At 67.1% G+C, this 24,523-nt stretch carries 26 protein-coding genes; 25 read left to right on the forward strand and 1 reads right to left on the reverse strand.

Annotated elements, in window-relative coordinates; translation table 11 throughout:
• The 22 genes from ABD683_RS15595 to ABD683_RS15700 form a co-directional block, all read left to right on the forward strand.
• Positions 1-251 (forward strand): hypothetical protein (locus ABD683_RS15595; RefSeq protein WP_344770989.1); only part of this gene is annotated, 251 nt, incomplete at its 5' end.
• A 154-nt stretch (positions 252-405) separates the two neighbouring features.
• On the forward strand, positions 406-1,410 hold the full coding sequence (locus ABD683_RS15600) for an AurF N-oxygenase family protein (protein WP_344770990.1): 1,005 nt from the start codon (positions 406-408) through the stop codon (positions 1,408-1,410).
• Position 1,411: 1 nt separating this feature from the next.
• Positions 1,412-3,055, forward strand: a complete 1,644-nt coding sequence (locus ABD683_RS15605) for an FAD-dependent oxidoreductase (protein WP_344770991.1) — start codon at positions 1,412-1,414, stop codon at positions 3,053-3,055.
• 49 nt (positions 3,056-3,104) lie between these two features.
• Positions 3,105-3,998 carry a pyridoxal 5'-phosphate synthase lyase subunit PdxS gene (gene pdxS / locus ABD683_RS15610; RefSeq protein ID WP_344770992.1) on the forward strand — a complete coding sequence of 298 codons (894 nt, stop codon included), beginning with the start codon at positions 3,105-3,107 and terminating at the stop codon, positions 3,996-3,998.
• A 114-nt stretch (positions 3,999-4,112) separates the two neighbouring features.
• Positions 4,113-4,646, forward strand: a complete 534-nt coding sequence (locus tag ABD683_RS15615) for a signal peptidase I (RefSeq protein WP_344770993.1) — start codon at positions 4,113-4,115, stop codon at positions 4,644-4,646.
• Positions 4,647-5,037: 391 nt separating this feature from the next.
• Positions 5,038-5,562, forward strand: coding sequence for an alternate-type signal peptide domain-containing protein (locus tag ABD683_RS15620; RefSeq protein ID WP_344770994.1), 525 nt, complete (start codon positions 5,038-5,040; stop codon positions 5,560-5,562).
• Between the two features lie 91 nt (positions 5,563-5,653).
• Positions 5,654-6,208, forward strand: coding sequence for a signal peptidase I (locus ABD683_RS15625; RefSeq protein WP_344770995.1), 555 nt, complete (start codon positions 5,654-5,656; stop codon positions 6,206-6,208).
• Complete coding sequence (locus tag ABD683_RS15630; RefSeq protein ID WP_344770996.1) at positions 6,205-6,828, forward strand: LPXTG cell wall anchor domain-containing protein; 624 nt, start codon at positions 6,205-6,207, stop codon at positions 6,826-6,828. The genes ABD683_RS15625 and ABD683_RS15630 overlap by 4 nt, the downstream gene beginning before the upstream one ends.
• Positions 6,821-7,429, forward strand: coding sequence for a SipW-dependent-type signal peptide-containing protein (locus ABD683_RS15635; RefSeq protein ID WP_344770997.1), 609 nt, complete (start codon positions 6,821-6,823; stop codon positions 7,427-7,429). Before ABD683_RS15630 ends, ABD683_RS15635 begins: the two co-directional genes overlap by 8 nt.
• A complete protein-coding gene (locus ABD683_RS15640) occupies positions 7,429-8,562 on the forward strand; it encodes a signal peptidase I (protein ID WP_344770998.1) in 1,134 nt (377 codons plus the stop codon). Before ABD683_RS15635 ends, ABD683_RS15640 begins: the two co-directional genes overlap by 1 nt.
• 56 nt (positions 8,563-8,618) lie before the next feature.
• Positions 8,619-9,221: a pyridoxal 5'-phosphate synthase glutaminase subunit PdxT gene (gene pdxT / locus ABD683_RS15645; RefSeq protein WP_344770999.1), complete on the forward strand. Its 603-nt coding sequence runs from the start codon at positions 8,619-8,621 to the stop codon at positions 9,219-9,221.
• A gap of 28 nt (positions 9,222-9,249) precedes the next feature.
• Positions 9,250-10,011 carry a YebC/PmpR family DNA-binding transcriptional regulator gene (locus ABD683_RS15650; protein ID WP_344771000.1) on the forward strand — a complete coding sequence of 254 codons (762 nt, stop codon included), beginning with the start codon at positions 9,250-9,252 and terminating at the stop codon, positions 10,009-10,011.
• On the forward strand, positions 10,012-10,449 hold the full coding sequence (locus ABD683_RS15655; protein WP_344771001.1) for a hypothetical protein: 438 nt from the start codon (positions 10,012-10,014) through the stop codon (positions 10,447-10,449).
• A 36-nt stretch (positions 10,450-10,485) separates the two neighbouring features.
• Positions 10,486-11,004 carry a crossover junction endodeoxyribonuclease RuvC gene (gene ruvC, locus ABD683_RS15660; RefSeq protein WP_344771002.1) on the forward strand — a complete coding sequence of 173 codons (519 nt, stop codon included), beginning with the start codon at positions 10,486-10,488 and terminating at the stop codon, positions 11,002-11,004.
• On the forward strand, positions 11,001-11,591 hold the full coding sequence (gene ruvA / locus ABD683_RS15665) for a Holliday junction branch migration protein RuvA (protein WP_344771003.1): 591 nt from the start codon (positions 11,001-11,003) through the stop codon (positions 11,589-11,591). Before ruvC ends, ruvA begins: the two co-directional genes overlap by 4 nt.
• A complete protein-coding gene (gene ruvB, locus ABD683_RS15670) occupies positions 11,588-12,640 on the forward strand; it encodes a Holliday junction branch migration DNA helicase RuvB (protein ID WP_344771004.1) in 1,053 nt (350 codons plus the stop codon). Before ruvA ends, ruvB begins: the two co-directional genes overlap by 4 nt.
• Positions 12,641-12,755: 115 nt before the next feature.
• A complete protein-coding gene (yajC, locus tag ABD683_RS15675) occupies positions 12,756-13,040 on the forward strand; it encodes a preprotein translocase subunit YajC (protein WP_344771005.1) in 285 nt (94 codons plus the stop codon).
• On the forward strand, positions 13,040-14,710 hold the full coding sequence (secD, locus tag ABD683_RS15680) for a protein translocase subunit SecD (protein ID WP_344771006.1): 1,671 nt from the start codon (positions 13,040-13,042) through the stop codon (positions 14,708-14,710). The genes yajC and secD overlap by 1 nt, the downstream gene beginning before the upstream one ends.
• Entirely contained in the window at positions 14,710-15,822 is a 1,113-nt protein-coding gene (secF, locus tag ABD683_RS15685; RefSeq protein WP_344771007.1) for a protein translocase subunit SecF, read from the forward strand. The genes secD and secF overlap by 1 nt, the downstream gene beginning before the upstream one ends.
• 76 nt (positions 15,823-15,898) lie before the next feature.
• On the forward strand, positions 15,899-16,384 hold the full coding sequence (locus ABD683_RS15690) for a hypothetical protein (RefSeq protein ID WP_344771008.1): 486 nt from the start codon (positions 15,899-15,901) through the stop codon (positions 16,382-16,384).
• A 32-nt stretch (positions 16,385-16,416) separates the two neighbouring features.
• Entirely contained in the window at positions 16,417-16,929 is a 513-nt protein-coding gene (locus ABD683_RS15695) for an adenine phosphoribosyltransferase (RefSeq protein ID WP_344771009.1), read from the forward strand.
• Positions 16,930-17,109: 180 nt separating this feature from the next.
• Positions 17,110-19,413, forward strand: a complete 2,304-nt coding sequence (locus ABD683_RS15700) for a RelA/SpoT family protein (RefSeq protein ID WP_344771010.1) — start codon at positions 17,110-17,112, stop codon at positions 19,411-19,413.
• 17 nt (positions 19,414-19,430) lie between these two features.
• Here ABD683_RS15700 and ABD683_RS15705 read toward each other — a convergent pair whose 3' ends face one another.
• A complete protein-coding gene (locus tag ABD683_RS15705) occupies positions 19,431-20,666 on the reverse strand; it encodes a DUF349 domain-containing protein (RefSeq protein WP_344771011.1) in 1,236 nt (411 codons plus the stop codon).
• Between the two features lie 63 nt (positions 20,667-20,729).
• Here ABD683_RS15705 and ABD683_RS15710 point away from each other — a divergent pair, with 63 nt between their 5' ends.
• From ABD683_RS15710 to aspS, 3 genes are read left to right on the forward strand one after another with little or no spacing between them, the layout of a single operon-like run.
• A complete protein-coding gene (locus ABD683_RS15710; RefSeq protein WP_344771012.1) occupies positions 20,730-21,425 on the forward strand; it encodes an MBL fold metallo-hydrolase in 696 nt (231 codons plus the stop codon).
• Entirely contained in the window at positions 21,422-22,744 is a 1,323-nt protein-coding gene (gene hisS / locus ABD683_RS15715; protein WP_344771013.1) for a histidine--tRNA ligase, read from the forward strand. Before ABD683_RS15710 ends, hisS begins: the two co-directional genes overlap by 4 nt.
• The gene (gene aspS, locus ABD683_RS15720; protein WP_344771014.1) at positions 22,741-24,519 is read left to right on the forward strand and encodes an aspartate--tRNA ligase; all 1,779 of its coding nucleotides are present in this window, start codon (positions 22,741-22,743) and stop codon (positions 24,517-24,519) included. Before hisS ends, aspS begins: the two co-directional genes overlap by 4 nt.
• Positions 24,520-24,523: the final 4 nt, after the last annotated feature.

Below are 24,523 nucleotides of genomic sequence, written 5' to 3' on the forward strand. Positions count from 1 at the left end.
CCGGTGGCACGCAAGCCGCGCCGACGGTCGACACCAAGAAGGCCGACACGGCTGACGAGGTCGTCAGCGCCCATGGATCGGCCGACTCGATCGACCGCACCGACGCACTGTTCGCCGGCGGACCGGCCGAGACCGAGCTCACCGCCACCACCGACGACGGCGGACTCGACCTGACGTGGCTGCTCCTCGGTGGTGGCGTCGTCACCGCCTCGGGCATCGCGTTCGCCGCCCGCAAGCGCGCCAACGCCTGACCCACTCGCAGCGCCTCGCACCCCACCAGGTGCGGGGCGCTTCGCTGTGTTCGAAGGGTTCGCCGGTATGCGACACGCTGAATGTCACATCATCATTGACACATACCCACGGTATGGCGCATGCTGACGGTACGACCTCTGCTGAGGAGCAGCGATGACCCAGACACTCGACAACCCCACCGAGCTCTCGACGCTCAGCCGGGAGCAGTACGCCGACGTCCTGCACGGACTCTCCGTCGCATCCACTGAGCACCATTTCGACGCCTTCGTCGACATCCCGTGGGAGCACCCTGACTTCCAGATCGACCGCACAGACCCGCGCTGGATCCTGCCCGCCAACGTCGATCCGCTGGGCGCGCACCCGTGGTACCAAGCGCAGTCAGTCGAGCGGCAGATCGAGATCGGCCTGTGGCGTCAGGCCAACATCCTGCGCGTCGGCGTGCAGTTCGAGAACATCCTGATCCGCGGCATCATGCAGTACTGCTTCGAGCTCAAGAACCAGTCGCCCGAGTTCCGTTACCTGATGCACGAGGCCACGGAGGAGTGCCACCACAACCAGATGTTCCAGGAGGCGATCAACCGCATCGGCGTCGACGCCCCCGGCATGCCGTGGCTGATGCGTCGCATCTCGTGGGCCATCCCGGGTGCCGCATCGACGTTCCCGGTGAGCTTCTTCATCGGCGTTCTCGCCGGCGAGGAGCCGATCGACCACACCCAGAAGGGCATCCTGCGCGGCGGAAAGGACCTGCCGCCGCTGATGTCACGAATCATGGAGATCCACGTCGCCGAGGAGGCACGTCACATCTCGTTCGCGCACGAGTTCATCAAGCGCCATGGTCCCAACCTCGGCCGCTTCAACAAGTTCATCGTGTCGATGCTGTTCCCGATCATCATGCGCGTCGGCGCGGACCTGATCATGATTCCGCCGCGGGCGTTCCGGAAGGAGTTCGGCATCCCGCGCAAGGTCATCAAGGAGATCTACTGGAAGGCACCGGAGTCGCGGGCGCGCCTGAGGGAGATGTTCGCCGACGCCCGGATGCTGGCTGAGCAGTCTGGCCTCATGACCCGCAGCTCCAAGCGCATGTGGCGCCTCTGCAAGATCGACGGCCGCCCGTCACGCTTCCGCAGCGAACCCCCCGTCGCGTTCATCGGGGGCTGACGTGTCCCACGTCGTCACCCAGGCGTGCTGTGCGGACGCATCCTGCGTCTTCGCCTGCCCGGTGAACGCGATCCACCCCACGCCGGACGAACCCGACTTCGGCCTCGCCGAGATGCTCTACATCGACCCGAAGTCGTGTGTCGACTGCGGTGCGTGCGTCGGTGCGTGCCCGGTCGGGGCGATCGTTCCCGACACCAAGATCAGCGCCCGGCAGCAGCCGTTCGTCGACATCAACGCCCTCTTCCACGCCGAGCCGCGTACGTACCCGATCCAGGCACCGGTCACCCCGATCATCCGCAAGGCACCCGGGCCGCTGCACGTGGCGATCGTGGGTTCGGGACCTGCCGCGTTGTATGCCGCTGACGAGCTGCTCAAGCAGTCCGACGTCGACGTGACGGTGCTCGACCGCCTGCCGACGCCGCACGGCCTCGTACGAAGCGGAGTCGCTCCCGACCACACCGAGACCAAGTCGATCGACAGGCTGTTCCGCCAGATCGAGGACCAACCGGGATTCCACTACCTGCTCAACGTCGACGTCGGTCACGACATCACCCACGACGAGCTGCTGGAGCACTGCGATGCCGTGGTCTATGCCACGGGTGCGTCGCAGGATCGCCGCCTCGGCATCCCGGGCGAAGACCTGCCGGGCAGCGAGACCGCGACCGAGTTCGTCGCCTGGTACAACGGGCATCCCGACCACGCGCAGCATGCGTTCGACCTGAGCGGACAACGTGCCGTGATCATCGGCAACGGCAATGTCGCCCTCGACGCCGCACGCATCCTGTCGGTCGATCCGGAGCTGCTGGCGGGCACCGACATCGCCGATCACGCCCTCGCGGCGCTCCGGACGAGCGCGGTTCGCGAGGTCGTGGTCGTGGGCCGGCGGGGTGTCGCACAGGCGGCGTTCACGCTTCCGGAGCTGGTCGGCTTGTTGTCGCACACAGACATCGACTTCGTCGTCGAGGGGGCCGACCTCGACGTGCAGGTCACTGATCGGATGACCGCACGCAAGATCGAGGCGTTGCGGGAGGCGGTGGCGCGGCCGCCGACGGGCGGGCGCCGGGTCGTCTTCCGCTTCGGCACGTCACCGGTCGAGATGCTGGGCGAGACCCGGGTCTCCGGTGTTCGAGTGGTGCGCAACGAGCTCGAGACGGTCAACGACGTCGTACGCGCCCGACCGACCGACGAAGGTGCCACGATCGACACCGCACTCGTGCTCCGCTCGATCGGCTACCGGGGAGCCGCGGTTCCGGGCGTGCCGTTCGACGAGCACGCACGGATCATCCCCAACGTCGAAGGGCGGGTCGGACCGCGAACGTACGCGGTGGGCTGGATCAAGCGCGGGCCGACCGGCTTCATCGGCACCAACAAGTCGTGCTCGCAGGAGACGATCGACCACCTGATCGCCGACTTCAACGCCGGCCTCTTGCGTGGATGGGCGCGCCGTGGGTCGTTGCGATCGGCGATCGAGGGTGGCGGTGTCGAGGTGGTCGACCTGCGTGGTTGGCGTGCCATCGACCGCGCCGAGCGGCAGGCCGGGGGAGCGCGTCCGCGACGCAAGATCACCGACGTCGACGAGCTGCTGGGAGTCGCCCGGCCGAAGCGTGCGCCGCGACGTGGACTCCGGAAACTGGTGCGCGTCTGACGAGTAGACTGGGTCGTGACTTTCCCGGTACTTCCCTAAGGACAACGCAGTGAGCAACGAAGCAACGGTCGGCACCTCCAGGGTCAAGCGCGGCATGGCCGAGATGCTCAAGGGCGGCGTCATCATGGACGTCGTCAACGCCGAGCAGGCCAAGATCGCCGAGGACGCCGGAGCCGTCGCGGTGATGGCGCTGGAGCGCGTACCCGCTGACATCCGCGCGCAGGGTGGCGTTGCCCGTATGAGCGACCCCGATCTGATCGACGGCATCATCGAGGCCGTCTCGATCCCGGTCATGGCCAAGGCGCGCATCGGTCACTTCGCCGAGGCGCAGATCCTTCAGTCGCTCGGCGTCGACTACATCGACGAGTCCGAGGTCCTCACGCCGTCCGACTACGCCAACCACATCGACAAGTGGCAGTTCACCGTGCCGTTCGTGTGCGGTGCGACCAACCTCGGTGAGGCACTCCGCCGTCTGACCGAGGGCGCCGCGTTCATCCGCTCGAAGGGTGAGGCCGGCACTGGTGACGTCTCCAACGCCGTCACCCACATTCGCGCCATCACCGGCGAGATCCGCAAGCTCCAGACCCTCCGCGACGACGAGCTCTTCGTTGCCGCCAAGGAGCTGCAGGCCCCGTACGAGCTCGTCAAGGAAGTCGCCGAGGCAGGCAAGCTCCCGGTCGTGCTCTTCACCGCCGGCGGCATCGCGACTCCTGCCGACGCCGCGCTCGTGATGCAGCTGGGCTCCGAGGGCGTGTTCGTCGGCTCGGGCATCTTCAAGTCGGGCAACCCGGCCGAGCGCGCCGCCGCGATCGTGAAGGCCACCACGTTCTATGACGACCCCGACGTCGTCGCCAAGGTCTCGCGCGGGCTCGGTGAAGCCATGGTCGGCATCAACGTCGACGACATCCCCGAACCTCACCGCCTGGCCGAACGCGGCTGGTAGGGCGTACGCCCTCCGCGGTGCGTGAGCCCATTCGGACCGGTCCGCGCACGATCCGACACACTGGGTCCGTGCATCTCCCAGTGCACGCCGGGTTCGTCGGAACAGGGGACTGACGTGTTGCATCGATGGATCGACCTCGGTCGCCTGCGCGACTGGCGGCCGTCTCGATCGACCCCGGTCTCGGTCGCGGCGTTCCTGGGCCTGGTCTGCACCCTCGCGATCATGGTGATCGCGATCTTCGACGTGACTCCGATCGTCGTGCGCTCCGACTCCATGTCACCGCAGATCAATCGCGGCGATCTGGTGATCGCACGCGCCTCGTCTGCCGGTGACGTCGCCGTGGGCGATGTCGTCAGCGTCAAGAATCGCGCCGGCGTACGGGTCACCCACCGGGTCGAGACCGTCGATCCGTTCGGCAGCAGCATCCAGTTCACCCTCAAGGGCGACGCCAACGACGTACCCGACTCCCAGGTCTACAACGAGACGTCCGTCGACAGGGTCGTGTCGACGATCCCGAAGCTCGGCTACCTGTTTGCGGTCGCCGTCAGCCCGATCGGGATCCTCGTCGGCGGGCTGCTCGTCGCGGCCCTCGCCTGGGTCATCACGGCCCCGTGGCGCCGGGCAAATCACGGTCTCGAGGCTTACTAGAGCGATTCCTGTGGGTTTGAACCACCAGGGGCGTATCATTGCGACGTTGCTGCTCGAGGTATGGGAGTGCCTCGCAGGGCAGCAAAGCAAGAGGGAGCACGAACCGCTGAGCCTGTGGGCTCGCGATCGGTCTCGCCTCCGCTGAACCCGATCGGGAGGGATATCCGAGAGGGAGCGGCGGTGGTGGCGTATCCCCTGGAGATTCGTCTCCCACGCCGCCACCGCCGTCAGCGGCCTGCCCTCAGGCCGGGCACGAATCATTTGTGACGATAACGTCTAGTCCCTTCGGGTCATCTTTGGGCCTCGCCAGTGTCCTTCGGGTGCACGCGTCGTTTGTCGGTCAAAGCACGCGTGACCTGTCCTGGTCGCGCTCATCCGATCGGACTCCCACATGAACAGATCCACCAAGGGCGCCGTCGCGGCTGCGGCAGCAGGCATCCTCCTGCTGGGCGGCGCGGGCTCGCTCGCCTTCTGGAACGACAGCGTCAACCTCCCCGGCGGCACATTCACCGCAGGTGAGCTCAAGCTCACCGGCCTCGAGTGCTCGGACTGGAGCCTGGACACGGCCGAAGACGATCCGGGGATCGTCGTCGACGCTGACACGCTCTTCGTCCCGGGCGACGTCATCACCCAGACGTGCACGGCGGACATCACTGCCACCGGCGACCACCTTCGCGCCACAGTCGGCGTGACCGGCGCCGAGATCGACCCCGACGCCGCACCGTACGTCACGGTCACGGCGAACGCCACGATCGATGGCGACCCCGCGCCCGCCGAAATCACCGAGGCGAACGACGGCGACGTGCTCGAGATGACCGTGACCGCCACCTTCAACGCCTCCTCGGGCAACGAGACCCAGGGTGAGTCGGTCGACCTGAGCGACTACGTCGTCGCTCTGGAGCAGATCCACGACTGAGATCAGCACCTCATCCCTGTCAGGGGTGGCCGGCTCACGTCGGCACCCCTGACAAGGACCTCGAACACATCCCAAGCAAGGACAGAAACGCATGAAGAGCACAGCCGGGTGGATCGGCCAGGTCATCTCCTGGTTCGTCATCTTCGCGATGCTTGCCGTCCTGGCGATCTGTGTGCTGATCCCGAAGCTCGGCGGCGCAACGCCGTACACGATCCTCACCGGGTCGATGAGGTCGTCCCTCCCGCCGGGGACGCTGGTCGTCGTCAAGCCCACCCCAGTGGATCAGATCGACATCGGTGACGTGATCACGTTCCAGATCAGGACCGGTGACCCAACGGTCGCGACGCACCGGGTGATTGCCAAGACCGTCGGTGACGACGGAACACCGCGTCTCCTGACCAAGGGTGACGACAACACCGCCGCTGACGCAGCACCGGTGAGGGCCGAGCAGGTGCGCGGCAAGCTGTGGTACTCCGTGCCGGTGCTCGGCCGTGCGAACGTGTTGCTCGACCGAACACAGCACCAGACCCTGGTCGTCGGAGCTGGAGCAGGACTGTTGATCTATGCGGCCTTCATGCTCGTGACGGCTGCCACCGAGACGCGCCCCCGGCGACCGTCCCGGCGAGAGTCGGAGGTGTCCGTATGATCACGCGCTTCCTGCGTGCTGCGTTGACGATCGGGATCGTCCTCGTGGCGGCGGTCCCGGCGGCAGCGGCCGACGAGATCGGCCTCAGCCGCAACGGCGTGACGTTCTCGTCCTCCCTCGGGGGTCCGCTGTTCGACAATCCCATCATCTGGGTGCCGGGTGACCTGGAGAGCGAGACCTTCTACGTACGCAACCAGGGCGACACGGCGGCAAAGCTCACCGTCGACATCCTGGGCGATCAGGCGGGCGACCTGATCGACTCCGGCGACCTCCACGTCACGGCCCTGAGCGGCGCCCAGTCGACCACCGCCTCGGACGGAGCAGAGCACCGCCTGCTGACGGTCGGCGGCGTCGAGGCCGACGAAATTGTGCCGGTGACCATCACCGTCGAGCTCGACGAGAGCTCCACCAACGAGACGCAGCTGCGCGCAAGCGAGCTGAACTTCCGCATCAACCTCCAGCAGTCCTCGGCCGTCCTCGGCGAGGACGACGAAGCACTGCCCGACACCGGTACGCAGACACCTGCGTGGCTCCTGGTTCTCGCGACGGCCTGTCTTGCCGCAGGTCTCGCTCTCATCTCACGACGACGAACTCACACAGAGAGAAGCTCTCATGTCTAAACGCCGTTCCTCGCGTACCGCCTCCGGCCTGAAGCGCATCAAGTCGACGCGTGTACGCGCGCTGCTGAGCATCGGCATGGTCTTCGGCCTCGGCGCGGTCGGGACGCTTGCGTACTGGACGGACTCCGCCACACTCGCGGGCGGCACGTTCTCGGCTGGGACGTTGGACATCAAGCTCGGCTCGCCGGCTCCGGGTGTCGACAACAACCCCACGCAGTTCGCGACGGACTTCGCCATGACCAACATGCAGCCGGGTGATTCCAGGGCAGCACTGGTCGCGGTGCGCAACTCCAGCTCGCTCGGGTTCACCTACACGGCAACGGGCGTGACCAGCGGTGGAACCCTTGCATCCCTGCTGACCTTCAAGGTCGTGCCGGGTGGATCGTTGAGCGGCTCCACGGACTGCACGGGTACCGCCACCTTCACCGGCACGATGGCGACCACCCAGAACGTCATCTCCGCCGACCGCCCGCTGGCGGGTGGCGGCGGTACGGAGTCGTTCTGCGTCGTGGCGACCCTGCCGACCGGCACGACCACGGGTCAGAACACGAGCGCGACAGCGACCTTCACGTTCAACGCCAAGCAGGTCGGGGCTCCGTAATGTCACGTCGCAAGCTGGCGAAAGCCAAGGGCAAGCGGGTGTCGGCAGCCCGTGCGGCTCAGGCCGCAAAACGCGAAGCGCTCGACGCGAAGGAGCTGCTGGCGTCGGGTGAGCCCAGGGGCCGCCTTCGCCGCGTGTTCTCGTTTCGGACGCTCCGCGAAGGTCTCCTGACCTTCGGAGCAGTGGCCGGGGTGTTCTGCATGCTGCTCGCGATCGTGTCGTTCGCGTTCGACATCAAGCCGGTCATCTTCCGCTCCGGATCGATGTCGCCCGCCATCGACACCGGTGCGTTGGCGATCTCGCACACCGTGAAGGCCAAGGACATCGCGATCGGCGATGTCGTGACGGTCAAGACCGACGCCGGCATACGAGTGACCCACCGGGTCAAGGATCTGTCGTTTGCCGACGGCAAGGCCTCATTGGTGCTCAAGGGTGACGCGAACAAGACGCCCGATGCCACGGTGTACGTCGTTGCCTCGGCCGACCGTGTGCTGTTCGACGTCCCCAAGGCGGGCTATGTCGCCAGCTGGCTCTCGGGTCCGACAGGGATCTTCGTCGGCGGCCTGCTGGCGGGCCTGCTCGTGGTGACGGCATTCGCGCCGAGCACACGTCGCCCGAAGAGGCCGGGCACCCGCAAGCTTTTCGGCATCTCGATCGCCATGGTGACGGTCGGCCTCGTCGCCGGAGGCATCGACACCCCGGCGAGCACCCAGGCGTTCTACTCCGACACGGCCGCGGGCACGAGCGGCACGTTCACGGCTGGCAACTATCAAGGTCCTCTGGTCGTCCCGCCAGCGCCGGTGATCACGAGCTGCACCCCGCAGAACGGGCAGACGGGTGACAACTTCGTGTGGACGTGGGCCAACACGACTCCTGCGACCCTCCCGGCGAACACCCAGTTCAAGATCGTCTACTCGAACTTCTCGCCGGCCCTGACCCTGCCGTCTCCCGCGACGCAGAATCTCGCGGACAACACGGCGCCGTACGCGGGCACGACGATCCCGCACAACGAAAACACCGAGACCGGTGACTTCGTGCTCGTGGTGACGACTCCGGGCGGGACGTCGGCCCAGTCGAACAAGTACCGCTTCACCGGCAAGAACAATGGCAAGACCTGCGTGCCCGTCCCGTGACCGTCGGTCGACGGACGCCGCCGCGATCGTCGCCAGACGCTCACTAGGCTGGTCCGGTGCCAGCTCCTCCATCGATCGGCGTGTTCGCCCTGCAGGGTGACGTACGCGAGCACGTACGCGTCCTGACCGAGCTCGGGATCGAGGCGTTCACGGTCCGCCGGCCCGAGGAGCTCGACCGCTGCGATGCGCTGGTGCTGCCCGGCGGCGAGTCGACCACGATGTACAAGCTGGCTCGTACGTTCGACCTGTTCGAGCCCCTGGCCGAGCGGATCCGAGGCGGTATGCCGACGTTTGGTACGTGCGCCGGCATGATCATGCTCGCCGACCGCATCACCGGCGGCATCGACGGCCAGGAGACCCTTGGCGGGCTCGACATCACGGTGCGGCGCAACGCGTTCGGACGCCAGGTCGACTCGTTCGAAGGTGACATCGAGTTCGACGGTCTTGCCGATCCGGTGCACGCGGTGTTCATCCGTGCGCCATGGGTCGAGGAGACCGGTCCGGACGTCGAGGTCCTTGCGACCGTGGCGTCGGGGGAGGCCGCCGGTAGAATCGTGGCCGTTCGGCAGGGCAACCTGATGGCGACGTCGTTCCACCCCGAAGTCGGAGGCGACGACCGCATACATCGCTACTTCGTCGAGCTCGTCAAGCAGTCTTAACCACCGTGTTGTAGAAGAAGGGCGCGTCATGTCAGGCCACTCCAAATGGGCGACCACCAAGCACAAGAAGGCGATCGTCGACGCCAAGCGCGGCAAGATGTTCGCCAAGCTGGTCAAGAACATCGAGGTCGCTGCCCGCATCGGTGGCGCCGACCCCGAGGGCAACCCGACGCTCTATGACGCGATCCAGAAGGCCAAGAAGTCATCCGTGCCCAAGGACCACATCGATCGCGCGGTCAAGCGCGGTGGCGGCATCGGCGCCGACGCGGTCGACTACACCACCATCATGTACGAGGGATATGCGCCCGGTGGCGTCGCGCTGCTCGTCGAGTGCCTGACCGACAACAAGAACCGCGCCGCGATGGAAGTCCGTACGGCGATGACTCGCAACAACGGCACGATGGCCGATCCGGGCTCGGTGTCCTACATGTTCAACCGCAAGGGCGTCATCATCGTCTCCGCGGAGCAGGAGGGTGGCGAGACTGACGAGGACACCGTGCTGATGGCGGTGCTCGATGCCGGCGCAGAGGAGGTCAATGACCTCGACGGCTCGTTCGAGGTCATCTGCGAAGCCACCGACCTGGTTGCCGTACGCACGGCACTGCAGGAGGCCGGCCTCGACTACGAATCGGCTGACGCATCGTTCGTGCCGACCATGACGGTCGACGTCGATGTCGACGCAGCCACCAAGATCCTCAGGCTCATCGACGCACTCGAGGACTGCGACGACGTGCAGAACGTGTTCTCCAACTTCGACGCGACCGACGAGGTCATGGCACAGGTCCAGTAGGTGGAGGTCGTCGATCCGGCAGGGGAGACCTGGCGGGTGAAGCGTCGCTGGCTGCCCTGGCGCCTGAAGCGCCGCAATCCCGATGACGTCGTGGACGTCAGTGATGCTGCAGGGGCGGTCGACGAACCGATTGGGCTGGTCATCGTCGTGGTCGTTCTGGCCGTGGCCGTCCTGGCCCCGGTCATCTTCGTCCTGGCGTTCTTCGTCGCCGAGTTCCTGCTGCTCCTGCTCTTGCTCCCGTTGTTCGTCGTGATACGCGGATCGTTGCTCGGGAGGTGGCCGATCGAGGCATTCAAGGGCAAGCAGCTGGTGGCGAGCGAGTCCGTACGGGGTTGGCGCGCTTCGGGGGATCGCATGCTGGAGATCGCGGACGGCATTCGTATGGGGCAGCCGCCACTACCGGCGCGTCGTCATCGGCGTGAGGGCGATGCCGACTAGGCTGTCGAACATGCGTTCGGTTGAGGGTCGCGTCTGATGAGGGTCCTGGGGATCGATCCGGGTCTGACCCGTTGCGGCTTCGGCGTCGTCGACGGTGCGGTCGGCCGCGCGCTGACGATGGTCGACGTCGGGGTCTATCGCACCTCGCCTGACCTCGACACCGCCCGGCGCCTCCATCTGCTGGAGCAGGGCATCGAGGCGAGCGTGCTGCAGCACCGTCCCGACGTGGTCGCGATCGAGCGCGTCTTCAGCCAGCACAACGTCCGCACCGTGATGGGCACCGCGCAGGCCAGTGGCATCGCGATGCTGGTCGCCGCGCGCCACGGCATCCCCGTGCAGCTCCACACGCCGAGCGAGGTCAAGGCCTCCGTCACCGGCAGCGGTCGTGCCGACAAGCCCCAGGTCGCGCAGATGGTGACCCGGCTTCTCAAGCTGACCGAGGCGCCCAAGCCCGCCGACGCCGCCGACGCCCTTGCCCTGGCGATCTGCCAGGTCTGGCGCGGGGGAGCGCAAAACAGACTCCAGGACGCCATCGACAAGGCGGCAGCTCGATGATCGCCCACGTACGCGGTCCCGTTGCCGCCGTCACGCTGACCTCCGCCGTGATCGACGTCGGGGGAGTCGGCATGCAGATCATGTGCTCGCCGGGCACGATCGCCACCCTGCGCATCGGCCAGGAGGCGCAGCTGTCGACCTCGATGGTGGTCCGCGAGGACTCCATGACGCTCTACGGCTTCGCCGACACCGATGAGCGCGACATGTTCGAGCTGGTGCAGACCGCCAGCGGAGTCGGCCCCAAGGTGGCCCAGGCGATGCTCGCGGTGCTCGATCCCGACCGGCTTCGACGTGCGATCGGCCAGGGAGACCTGGCGACATTGACGATGGTCCCGGGCATCGGCCGCAAGGGTGCCGAGCGGATCGTCGTCGAGCTAAAGGACCGCGTGGGCGTCTCCAGCAAGGCCGTCGCCGGGCAACCCCAGTGGCGTGACCAGGTCAACGAGGCGCTGCTGGGTCTCGGCTGGTCCGCACGCGATGCCGACGCCGCGCTCGAGCAGGTGGCGGCCGATCATGCCGGCGAACCGTCGCCCGACGTCTCCGTCGTCCTGCGCGAAGCCCTCCGCACCCTGGCCAAAGACCGATGAACGACACCGAGTTCGACGACGACGGGTTCGAGGCGATCGTCGCCGAAGCCGGACCCGAGGAGCGCGCCTTCGAGGCGGCGCTGCGGCCACGCACCCTCGACGAGCTGATCGGCCAGAAGCGCGTACGCGAGCAGCTCTCGCTGATGCTCGAAGCAGCCGTGGCACGCGGCCGCACTCCCGACCACGTGCTCCTCTCGGGTCCTCCGGGCCTCGGCAAGACGACGATCGCGATGATCATCGCCCACCAGCTCAGTGCGCCGTTGCGCATCACCAGCGGGCCAGCGATCCAGCACGCCGGCGACCTGGCCGCGATCCTGTCGGGCGTCAACGAGGGCGACGTCCTGTTCATCGACGAGATCCACCGCATGTCCCGACCGGCCGAAGAGCTGCTCTACATGGCGATGGAGGACTTCCGTGTCGACGTCATCGTCGGCAAGGGCCCGGGTGCGACCGCCATCCCGCTCGAGATCCCACCGTTCACGGTCGTCGGAGCCACCACGCGTGCGGGCCTGCTCCCGAGTCCGCTCCGTGACCGGTTCGGGTTCACGGCACAGCTCGACTACTACGACGCGCCCGAGCTGCACCGCATCGTCGATCGCTCCGCCGGACTGCTCGACCTCGAGGTCAACGAGGAGGGCGGGCGGGAGATCGCGTCGCGCTCCCGGGGCACACCGCGCATCGCCAATCGTTTGCTCAGGAGAGTCCGCGACTTCGCCGAGGTGCGCGCCGGTGGCGTGATCGACCACGACGTCGCGCGTGACGCGCTGTCGCTGTACGAGGTCGACGAGCTCGGCCTCGACCGGCTCGACCGGGCCGTGCTGGGCGCGCTCTGCAAGAGCTTCAACGGAGGACCGGTCGGCGTGCAGACGTTGGCGGTTGCCGTGGGCGAGGAGCGCGAGACCGTCGAAGAGCTCGCCGAGCCATTCCTCGTACGACTGGGGTTCCTGGCGCGCACTCCCCGGGGTCGTGTCGCGACTCCGGCCGCATGGCGTCACCTCGGCCTGGTGCCGCCGGCATCGGCCGAGCAGCTGCCCCTCGACGTCCAATAGCACCCGAAATCAGAGCCCGGTCGAGGTGACGCCGCTCCGGGGCTAAACTACCCGTTGGCCCTCCCGGCCCGACCGTCCTCGGCGGTTCCCACAACACTCGTACTGGAGCACTCCCGTGTCCAACTGGGTCGATTTCCTGCCCTTGCTGTTCCTGGTCCTGATCTTCTGGTTGCTGATCATCCGACCAGCCCGTGCGCGTCAGCGTGAGTTCGTCAAGACGCAGAACGAGCTCGCGGTCGGCACCAAGGTCATGATCGCGAGTGGCATCTTCGGCGAGATCGCGTCGATCGGCGACGACACGATCGAGCTGCGCATCGCGCCAGAGACTGTGGTCACCGTCAACCGACAGGCCGTCGCCCGGGTCATCCCGGCCGACACCGCCGCGGGTGCCGACGACTGATGGCCGCCCCCAAGAACCGCAACACCAACCTGCCCCGCCCCAGGCGCACCCTGGTCCTGTTCCTCGCGGCGTTGGTCGCGGCGTACGGACTCGTCGCGCTCCTCGACGCCACCAGCAAGAAGGGCGACGACAGTGCGTGGAAGCCCAAGCTCGGGCTCGACCTGCAGGGCGGCACCCGCATCACGTTCGAGGCCAAGGCCGACTCCGGCAAGGTGACCGCAGACAAGCTGAGCCAGGCGCGCGACATCATCGACCAGCGCGTCAACGGCACCGGAGTCACCGAGGCCGAGGTCACCACGCAGGGTGGCAACCAGATCATCGTCGAGATCCCCGGCCAGCAGCGCGCCGACATCGTCGACCAGGTCGGCAAGACGGCCCAGCTCCGGTTCCGCCTGCTGTGGGGCACCGGCCAGAGCGCCACTGCCGCGACCGACACCGCCGCCGATCAGAAGATCGTCGACGACCTCGACTGGTCCAAGCTCACGCTGGACCAGATGATCAAGGCCGAGACGCAGGGCGTCGCCTCACTGCCCAAGGAGTTCCAGCCGGGCATCGCTTCCTTGCAAAAGGTCCTCGCTGGATTCGTCTGCGATCCCGGCAAGATCGAGGTCGACGACGTGGCCGACAGGCCGCTCGTGACGTGTGACCCCAAGACCGGCGAGGTGCAGATCCTCAGCCCGACCGTCATCGAGGGAACCCAGGTCAAGAGCGCCAACGCGGTCATTCCGCAGCAGCAGGTGCAGTGGGTCGTCGCGCTCGCGCTCAAGGGTGAGGGCAAGAAGGCCTTCGACAAGATCACCGACCAGCTCTACGCCCAGACCCAGGCCGGCAACTCACCGGCGAGCCGTTTCGCGATCGTCCTGGACGGCGAGACGATCAGCGCGCCGACCACCAACGGGCACTTCACCGACGGCACGTCGCAGATCTCCGGAAACTTCACGGCCAAGTCCGCCAAGGACCTCGCCAATCAGCTCAAGTACGGCGCCCTGCCACTCACGTTCGGCCTCAACGGCGTGTCGGAGGAGGGTCCTTCCCTCGCCGGCAGCCAGCTCAAGGCAGGCCTCGTCGCCGGCCTCGTCGGCATGATCCTCGTGGTCGTGTTCCTGCTGCTCTACTACCGTGGACTCGGACTGGTTGCCGTCGGATCGCTGCTGGTCTCGGCTGCCATGACGTATGCCGCGGTGCTGCTGCTGGGCAAGTCCGTGGGATTCACGCTGACCTTGCCGGGTATCGCCGGACTCATCGTGGCGATCGGCATCACCGCCGACTCGTTCATCGTGTTCTTCGAACGCATCCGTGACGAGGTCCGCGAGGGCAAGTCGCTGCGGCTCGCCGTGGAGGCCGGCTGGGTGCGGGCCAGGACGACGATCCTGGCCGCTGACGGCGTGTCGATCCTGGCTGCGCTCGTGCTGTTCATCTTTGCGATCGGTGTCGTGCGCGGCTTCGCGTTCGCCCTCGGTCTCACCACGGTCATCGACATCTTCGTGGTCTTCCTGTTCACCAAGCCGCTGGTCTCGCTGCTCGCGCGCACGAAGTTCTTCGGTCAGGGCCACAAGCTCTCCGGGCTCGATGCGGCGCACCTCGGCATCTCGGGCCGCAAGGTCAGCGAGCTCGCTCGCGCCTCGACGAGCGCCACCGACGGCAGTACCCCTGGAAGGGGAGCAAACTGATGGGCCGAATCAGCACGTTCGGACAGCACCTGTACGAAGGTCGCATCTCGTTCGACTTCGTCGGGCGACGCAAGCTCTGGTACGCCATCTCGGCGATCATCGTCGTCGCTGCGGCCGCCGGACTCCTGGCTCGTGGCTTCAACTACGGCGTCGAGTTCAAGGGTGGCGTCGAGTTCACCGCCACGGTGCAGAAGGCCGACAGCAAGACGGCCGACGCGATGCGTACCGCCGTCGAGGAGGCCGCCGTCCCGCAGGCCGGTGACCCGACCGTGACGACGTCAGGTGGCGGTGGAGCCGAGCTCATCCGCATCCAGACCAAGCCGCTGACGCAGGACCAGACGACCAAGATCAAGGAGTCGCTGGTCGACGCGGGGGCCACCGAGGTCAGTCAGAACCTCATCGGCCCGACGTACGGCAAACAGGTCGCCAACAAGGCGCTCACCGGCTTGATCGTGTTTCTCGTGCTCGTGGTGATCTTCATCTGGGCCTACTTCCGTGAGTGGCGCATGTCCGTCGCGGGCATCGTGGCCCTGGCGCACGACCTCGTGATCACGGTGGGCGTGTATGCGTGGACCGGCTTCGAGGTGACGCCGGCGACGGTGACGGGTCTGCTGACGATCCTCGGCTTCTCGCTGTACGACACCGTGGTCGTGTTCGACAAGGTGCGCGAGAACACCAAGGGCATCCTGAAGTCGACGACGCGCACCTACGCGCAGCAGGCCAACCTGGCCCTCAACCAGACGCTCGTACGGTCGATCAACACCTCGATCACCGCACTGCTCCCGGTGGCAGCCCTGCTGATCGTCGGCGTCGCCGTCCTCGGCACCGGACCGCTGAAAGACCTTGCCCTGGCGCTGTTCGTCGGCATGCTCGCCGGCACCTATTCGTCGATCTTCATCGCCACGCCGCTGGCAGCTCAGCTGAAGGATCGCGAGCCGGCCATCAAGGCTCACACCGCGAAAGTTCTCGGTCGACGTGAGAAGGAAGCCGACGCACCCGTTGCGGTTGCAGCGGCTCCTGCGCCCAAGCGACCGACCACGACGTCGGCCGCGTCCAAGCGGTCGCAGCCGAGTCGCAAACCGCGATCCCAGCGTGGCAAGGGCGGTTCCTGAGCCACGAGCGCGCGTGGCATGCTGGGTTCACCAGCGACTCCCACCCCATGGCGTCGCGCGTGATGGAGGGCACCACATGAAGATCCCCCTGGCGATTGCGAGCACCGTGCTTCTCGGCGGTGTCCTCACCGCGTGCGGCGGCAGTGACGGCGGCTCAGGAGGCAGTGGCGGCAGCGGCAGTGACTACTGCAAGGACATCAAGGCCGCGGCGGCGACGTTCGGCAGCCTCGACTCCGGCGACACCGCGTCGGTCGGCGATGCCTTCACCACATTCCACAAGCTGGCCGACGAAGCACCCGGCGACGTCAAGGCCGAGTGGAAGACGCTCGACGGAGCGATCAAGACCGTCGAGGACGGCCTTGCGGACGCCGGCATCAAGATCGAGGACTTCGACAAGCTCGCCTCGGGCCAGCTCCCCGACGGCGTCGACCAGGCCAAGCTTGCCGGACTCGTCACGACCTTCCAGAAGCTCAGCAGCGCCGAGTTCGAGAAGGCCTCCAAGGCGATCGAGACCCACGCCAAGTCGGTCTGCAAGGTCGACCTCAACTCCGCGACTGGGTGAACCACACCACCGAACCACGGCCGGTCAGTGCCTTGATCGATCGCCTCGTGCGACCGATCGAGGACTGGCCGGTGCCGGGTGTGACGTTCCGCGACATCACGCCGTTGCTGGCCGAGCCTGACGCCCTGCGCACGGTCATCGACGCGCTGGTCGAGCTGGCGCGCGCCTCTGGGCCCATCGACGCGGTCCTCGGCATCGAGGCGCGCGGGTTCATCTTCGCGCCGGCGATCGCCCTGGGGCTCGACGCGGGCTTCGTCCCGGTCCGCAAGGCGGGCAAGCTCCCGTCGAGCTCGTTCACCACGACGTACGACCTCGAGTACGGCTCAGCCGAGCTCCAGATGCACCGTGACGCGCTCCATGCCGGCGACCGGGTGCTGGTCGTCGACGACGTGCTCGCCACGGGTGGCACGATGCTCGCCGCTGCCGACCTGGTCCAGCAAGCAGGAGCCCAGGTGGCAGGCAATCTCGTGCTGATCGAGCTCCTCGCCCTGGGTGGTCAGGAGCGGTTGCAGCCCGTCGGCTGCAGCGCGCTGCACACCTACTGACACAATCGGTCGGCATGAACCCCCGTCAGGTACGCATCGTGGCGATCACACTGGTCGCCGTCCTCGTCCTCGCGGCGGCCGCAACCCTCGTCGAGGGCATGCTCTCCTAGGAGTCCGGTTGGCCCTGCTGGCCTACCATGGGAAGACACCGTTCTTCCGAGGTCTGAGTGAGGAGAGTTCGTGGCTGATCGCGTCGAGACACCTCCTGCCGCGTCAAGATCTGACTCGGCACCGACGTCGGCGCGCGTCCGCAACCGGCTCTCCCGCATCGGCGGCAAGTCCGGCTCACCCGATCCGGTCCTCGACCCGCTGCTGAAGGTCTACCGCAACACCCACCCCAAGGGTGATGTCGCGTCGATCCAGAAGGCCTACGACATCGCCGAGCGGATGCACGAGGGGCAGAAGCGCAAGAGCGGCGATCCCTACATCACGCACCCGCTGGCCGTGGCCGCGATTCTCGCCGAGCTCGGCATGACCGCGCCGACCCTGTGCGCCGCACTGCTCCACGACACCGTCGAGGACACCGACTACACCCTCGAGGAGCTGCGCAAGGACTTCGGCGACGAAGTCGTACGTCTGGTCGATGGCGTGACCAAGCTCGACAAGGTCAAGTACGGCGACTCGGCCCAGTCCGAGACGATCCGCAAGATGGTCGTGGCGATGAGCCGTGACATCCGCGTGCTCGTCATCAAGCTCGCCGACCGCCTTCACAACATGCGTACGCTGCGCTACCTCCGTCAGGACAAGCAGGAGCGCATCGCCCGCGAGACGATCGAGATCTTCGCTCCGCTGGCGCACCGGCTCGGCATGAACACGATCAAGTGGGAGCTGGAAGACCTCGCATTCGCGACCCTGCACCCCAAGGTCTATGACGAGATCGTCCGGCTGGTCGCAGACCGGGCTCCGTCGCGCGAGGAGTTCCTGGAGCGCGTGGTCAAGGACGTCGAGTCCGACCTGCGGCACGTCAAGCTCAAGGCCACGGTCTCCAGCCGCCCCAAGCACTACTACTCGATCTACCAGAAGATGCTGGTCGGCGGTCGCGAGTTCGCCGACATCTTCGATCTCGTCGGCGTACGCATCCTGGTCGACACCGTGGCCGACTGCTACGGCGTGCTGGGCGTGCTGCACGCTCGCTGGAACCCGATCCCGGGACGGTTCAAGGACTACATCTCGGTGCCGAAGTTCAACATGTACCAGTCGCTGCACACCACGGTGATCGGCCCGCAGGGCAAGGCCGTCGAGCTGCAGATCCGCACCAACGCGATGCATCGGCGCGCCGAGTACGGTGTGGCGGCGCACTGGAAGTACAAGGAAGACGCCGTCGCCATGGCCAAGACCGGCGAGAAGGCGCCCGACACCAACGACATGCTGTGGCTGCGCGAGCTGCTCGACTGGCAGTCCGAGACAGAGGACTCGGTCGACTTCCTCGACTCGCTGCGATTCGAGATGAACAACGCCGGCGTCTACGCCTACACGCCGCGCGGTGACCTGATCCAGCTGCCGGCCAAGGCCACCCCGATCGACTTCGCGTACGCGGTGCACACCGAGGTCGGCCATGCCTGTATCGGCGCCCGCGTCAACGGCCGGCTGGTCTCGCTGGAGTCCGAGCTCGAGAGCGGTGACGTCGTGGAGATCTTCACCTCCAAGTCGCCGGATGCCGGACCCAGTCGTGACTGGCTCGACTTCGTCGTCAGCCCACGTGCCAAGAACAAGATCCGCCAGTGGTTCACCAAGGAGCGCCGCGAAGAGGCGATCGAGCGCGGCAAGGACCAGATTGCCAAGCAGATGCGCAAGGAGGGCCTGCCGCTGCACCGGCTGTTCAAGCACGACACCCTCGACGCCGTCGCCAAGGAGCTCAACCTCGCTGACATCTCAGGCCTCTACGCGGCGGTGGGCGAGGGCAACGCCGGCGCCCAGAACGTCGTCGAGCGGGTCATCGACCTCGCGGGTGGACGCGAGGGCGCCGAAGAAGACCTCGCCGAGGCCACCTCGATGCCGGGCATCGGCACGAAGCAGCCTCGTACGCTCACCCGCGACGCCGGCGTCGTCGTCGAAGGACTCGACGGTGACGTGATGATCAAGCTCGCCCGCTGCTGCACCCCTGTACCGGGCGATGCGATCGAGGGGTTCGTCACCCGCAGCGCCGGGGTCTCGGTGCACCGTACGGACTGCCTCAACCTCGTCGAGCTCCGTCACCAGCCCGAGCGGCTGGTCAACGTGCACTGGGCGCCCACCGGCAAGAGCACGTTCCTCGTCGCGGTGCAGGTCGAAGGACTCGATCGCCCGCGACTGCTGAGCGACATCACGCGCGTCATCTCAGACCAGCACGTCAACATCTTGTCGGCGTCGCTGTCGACGGGCCGCGACCGGGTCGCGAAGTCGAAGTTCACCTTCGAGATGGCCGACCCCAAGCACCTCGGGCACGTGCTGTCAGCCGTACGTACCGTCGAGGGCGTCTTCGACGTCTACCGCCTCACCCAGTGATCGCGGGAGGGCGGCACTCAGCTGAAGTCGGCTTGAGCCTTTTGCGCCATCTCGAGGAACTCCTCGCGTGACTTGAGGTTGTCCTGTGCCGACTTGAGCTTCTTGGCGTCACCGGCGGCCTCGGCCTTGGCGATCTCGGCCTTGGCGTCCTCGATGGCCTTCTCGAGCTTGGTGATCATGTCGTCGGCGCGGGCGGACTTCTCGGGATCGGTGCGCTTCCACTTGCTCTCGGTGGCCTCGCGTACGGCGTCCTCCACCTTGCGGATCTTGGCCTCGAACTCGCCCATCTTGGCGCGGGGCACCTTGCCGGCGGCCTCCCAGCGATCGGCGATGTCGAGCCACGCCTTGCGAGCGGCATCGGGATCCTTGATCGGGAGCAGCTTCTCGGCCTCGGCCAGGATGACGAGCTTCTTCTCGGCGTTGACCTCATACTCCGCATCGAGCAGTGCGTTGGCCTCGTCGCGGGCCGTGAAGAACGCGTCCTGGGCGGCGCGGAACCTCTTCCAGAGCTTGTCCTCGACGTTGCGGGGAGCCGATCCGGCCTTCTTCCATTCCGACATGAGGTCGCGGTACTTGCCCGCGGTGACGCCCCACTCGGTCGAGGCGGACAGGGCCTCGGCCTCCTTGATGAGCTGTTCCTTCTTGGCCTGAGCGGCGTCGCGGAGCACGGACTGCTCGCCGAAGTGCGCCTTGCGGCGGCGCGTGTAGGACGTACGAGCAGACGAGAACCGGTGCCACAGCTCGTCATCGGCGGACTTGCTGAGCCGGGGGAGGACCTTCCACTCATCGAGCAGGGCGCGGAGTCGGTCGGCGCCGGCCTTCCAGTCGTTGCCGGTCGCGATCTTCTCGGCGTCCTCGACGATGCGGGTCTTTTCGACCTGGGCTTCGGCGACCTTGGCCACCCGAGCGACCTTGCGCTCCTCGCGGAGCTTGTCGATCGCGGGCTGCAGGGCATCGAGGCGCTTGGCGAGTCCGTCGAGGTCTCCGAGCGCCTGGGCGTCGGTGACCTGTGCGCGCACCTTGGTCACCGCCTTGGCGGCGTCGTCGGGGGAGAGGGTCCCGCCCTCGAGCCGCTTCTCCAGCAGGTCGACCTCGACCTCGAGACCTTCAAAGCGGGTCACGTACAACGCCATCGCCTCGGCGGGGTCTCCGCCGGGCCACTGGCCGATCAGTCGTTCGCCGTCGGCGGTACGTACGTAGACGTTGCCTTCGTCGTCGACGCGACCCCAGGGATGCGTTGGCGCAGAACTCATGGGCGACAGTCTAGGGCGAGCCAGCGTCGCCGCGTACCAGCCGCCTCGCGTACCCTGTCGCACGTGCTTCTCACGTCCTTTCCGGCTGGTCCGCTGCAGGCCAACTGCTACGTCGCCGCGCGCGGTCCCGGCACGCGCTGTGCCGTCGTGGACCCCGGAATGGACGCGATGGACGACCTCCGCACCGTGATCAGGGAGCTCAACGTGACGCCCGGCGCCGTGCTCGTGACGCACGGTCATTTCGACCACATGTGGTGCGCGCAGGACGTTGCGCGCGAGTACGACTGCCCCGTGTGGATCCACCCCGCCGACCGCCACCTGCTGAGCGATCCGATGGCGGCCATCTCGGGGGAGTCGGCGGCGATGCTGCGCCAGCAGCTCAACATCGGCGAGCTTCCCGAGTTCAGCGAGCCTGCCGACGTACGCGATGCCGTCGACGGCGCCGAGATCGAGGTTGACGGGCTGACGTTCACGGTCGACCACGTGCCGGGTCACACGCCCGGCACGGTGTTCTACCGCGCCGACTGGGACGGGCCCGAGGCCGTGTCGCAAGTGATGTTCTCCGGTGACTTCCTGTTCGCAGGGTCGATTGGCCGTACGGACCTCGCTGGTGGATCGCACGAGGAGATGCTCGACAGCCTGCGCGACCGGGTGCTGCCTCTTGCCGACGACGTCGTCGTGCTGCCCGGACACGGACCGCAGACCTCGGTGGCGCGCGAGCGTGCGACCAATCCGTTCTTGGCGGAGTTGATCGCATGACGGGACTCAGCGGATTCCCGGAGTTCTTGCCCGCAGACCGCAATGTGGAGCTGATCGTGCTCGACCACCTCCGCGAGGTGTTCGAGCTGCACGGCTTCGCGTCGATCGAGACGCGCGCCGCCGAGCCGATGGACACGCTGCTGCGCAAGGGCGAGATCGACAAGGAGGTCTACGTCCTGCGCCGGCTCCAGGCGGGTGAAGGCGACAGCGACTCCGGTCTCGGCCTGCACTTCGACCTCACGGTGCCGTTCGCCCGCTACGTGCTGGAGAACGCCGGCAAGCTCGAGTTTCCGTTCCGCCGCTACCAGATCCAGAAGGTGTGGCGCGGCGAGCGGCCCCAGAACGGTCGCTACCGCGAGTTCACCCAGGCCGACATCGACATCGTCGCCAAGGACGAGCTGGCGTTCCACTTCGACGTGGAGATCGCGCAGGTCATGGCCGAGGCGCTGTCGGGCCTTCCCGTGCCGGCACTGACGCTGCAGGTCAGCAACCGCAAGATCCTCGAGGGCTTCTACCTCGGCCTCGGCATCGCCGAGCCCACGACCGTCATGCCGATCGTCGACAAGCTCGACAAGGTGCCTGGCGACAAGATCCTCGAGCTGCTGCAGACCGACGCCGGTCTCACCGCCGAGCAGGCCAAGCAGTGCGTTGCGCTCGCCGAGATTCGCAGCGCCGACGGCTCGTTCGTCGATGCCGTACGCGCACTCGGCGTCGCGCACCCGCTGCTGGACGAGGGACTCGACGAGCTGCTGCAGGTCGTGACCGGCGCTTCGGGCGCCGACGGCGTGGAGGTCGTCGCCGATCTCCGGATCGCCCGCGGCCTCGACTACTACACCGGCACGGTGTTCGAGACCCGGATGGCGGGCCACGAGCAGCTCGGATCGATCTGCTCCGGCGGTCGCTACGACCAGCTCGCCAGCGACGGCAAGAACACCTATCCCGGCGTCGGCATCTCGCTCGGCGTCTCGCGCCTGCTCGTGCCGCTCGTCGCCGGAGGGCTCACCGCAGACCGCGCGGTGCCCAGCGCCGTACTGGTGGCACTGGTCGACGAGGAGTCACGGCCCGCCAGCTCCGCCGTGGCCTCCGCGCTGCGGGCGCGCGGCATACCGACGGAGATCGCAGCGTCAGCGCAGAAGTTCGGCAAGCAGATCCGTTACGCCGAGCGCCGCGGCATCCCCTACGTGTGGTTCCCCGCTAACGGCGAGGACGGTGATCGCGTACGCGACATCCGTACCGGCGACCAGGTCGACGCCGACCCGACCAGCTGGTCCCCGCCCCCCGAAGACCTCAAGCCTCGAATCAAGGAGCAAGTCACGTGATCCGCACCCACGACGCCGGAAGCCTGCGCGCCGAGCACATCGGCCACCAGGTCACCCTCGCCGGATGGGTCGCACGTCGCCGCGATCACGGCGGCGTTGCGTTCATCGACCTCCGAGAGGCGTCCGGCGTCGTCCAGGTCGTCGTACGCGAGGAGGTCGCCCACCAGCTGCGCGCCGAGTTCGTGATCAAGGTCGTCGGGACGGTGCAGAAGCGCCCCGACGGCAACGAGAACGCCAACATCCCCACAGGTGCGATCGAGGTCATCGCCGACGACGTCGAGATCCTCAGCACCTCGGCGCCCTTGCCGTTCCCGATCGACGAGCACGTGGAGGTCGGCGAAGAGGTGCGCCTCAAGTACCGCTACCTCGATCTGCGCCGCGAAGGTCCTGCCGCAGCGCTCCGCCTGCGCAGCAAGGTCAACGCCGCGGCCCGCAAGGTGCTGGGTGAGCACGACTTCGTCGAGATCGAGACCCCGACGCTGACCCGGTCGACGCCCGAGGGTGCCCGCGACTTCCTCGTGCCGGCACGTCTGGCGCCGAGCAGCTGGTACGCGTTGCCGCAGAGCCCGCAGCTGTTCAAGCAGCTGCTGATGGTCGGCGGCATGGAGCGCTACTACCAGATCGCCCGCTGCTACCGCGACGAGGACTTCCGCGCCGACCGTCAGCCGGAGTTCACCCAGCTCGACATCGAGATGAGCTTCGTCGAGCAGGCAGACGTGCTCGCACTGTTCGAGAAGATCCTCGTCGAGATGTGGAAGCTCATCGGCTACGACATCCCGACGCCGATCCCGCACATGACGTACGCCGAGGCGATGCGTCGCTTCGGCTCCGACAAGCCCGACCTGCGCATGGGGCAGGAGCTCGTCGAGTGCACCGAGTTCTTCACGGACACCCCGTTCCGGGTGTTCCAGGCCGAGTACGTCGGCGCCGTCGTGATGCCCGGTGGCGCCTCGCAGCCGCGCAAGCAGCTCGACGCGTGGCAGGACTGGGCCAAGCAGCGCGGCGCCAAGGGCCTCGCGTACGTCCTGGTGCAGGAGGACGGCGAGCTCGGCGGCCCGGTGGCCAAGAACCTGTCGGACGCCGAACGTGCCGGCATCGTCGAGCACGTCGGCGCCAAGCCGGGGGACTGCGTGTTCTTCGCGGCCGGTGCGACCAAGTCGACGCGCGCCCTGCTCGGTGCGGCTCGCCTCGAGATCGGTCGCCGCGGCGGCCTGATCGACGAGTCGGCCTGGGAGTTCCTCTGGGTTGTCGACGCACCATTGTTCGAACCCGCCAGCGACGCCGTCGCCTCGGGTGACGTCGCGGTCGGCGCAGGCTCGTGGACTGCCGTGCACCACGCCTTCACGTCACCGCAGGACCTCGAGACGTTTGACACCGATCCCGGCAACGCGCTCGCGTGGGCCTACGACATCGTCTGCAACGGTGTCGAGCTCGGTGGCGGGTCGATCCGTATCCACCGCGAGGACATCCAGAAGCGCGTCTTCACGATCATGGGCATCGAGGAGGACGAGGCGCAGGAGAAGTTCGGCTTCCTGCTCGACGCGTTCACCTTCGGCGCCCCGCCGCACGGTGGCATCGCGATGGGCATGGACCGCGTCACCGCAATGCTCGCCGGCATGGAGTCGATCCGCGAGGTCATCGCGTTCCCGAAGTCGGGTGGCGGCTACGACCCACTGACCGGCGCTCCGGCCGCAATCACGGCCGAACAGCGCAAGGAGACCGGCGTCGACTTCAAACCCGAGCCGAAGAAGGCAGACGTCACCCCTGCGCCGTAGGGTC

This window comes from Aeromicrobium panaciterrae (assembly GCF_039537165.1).
Classification (GTDB): Bacteria; Actinomycetota; Actinomycetes; order Propionibacteriales; family Nocardioidaceae; genus Aeromicrobium; species Aeromicrobium panaciterrae.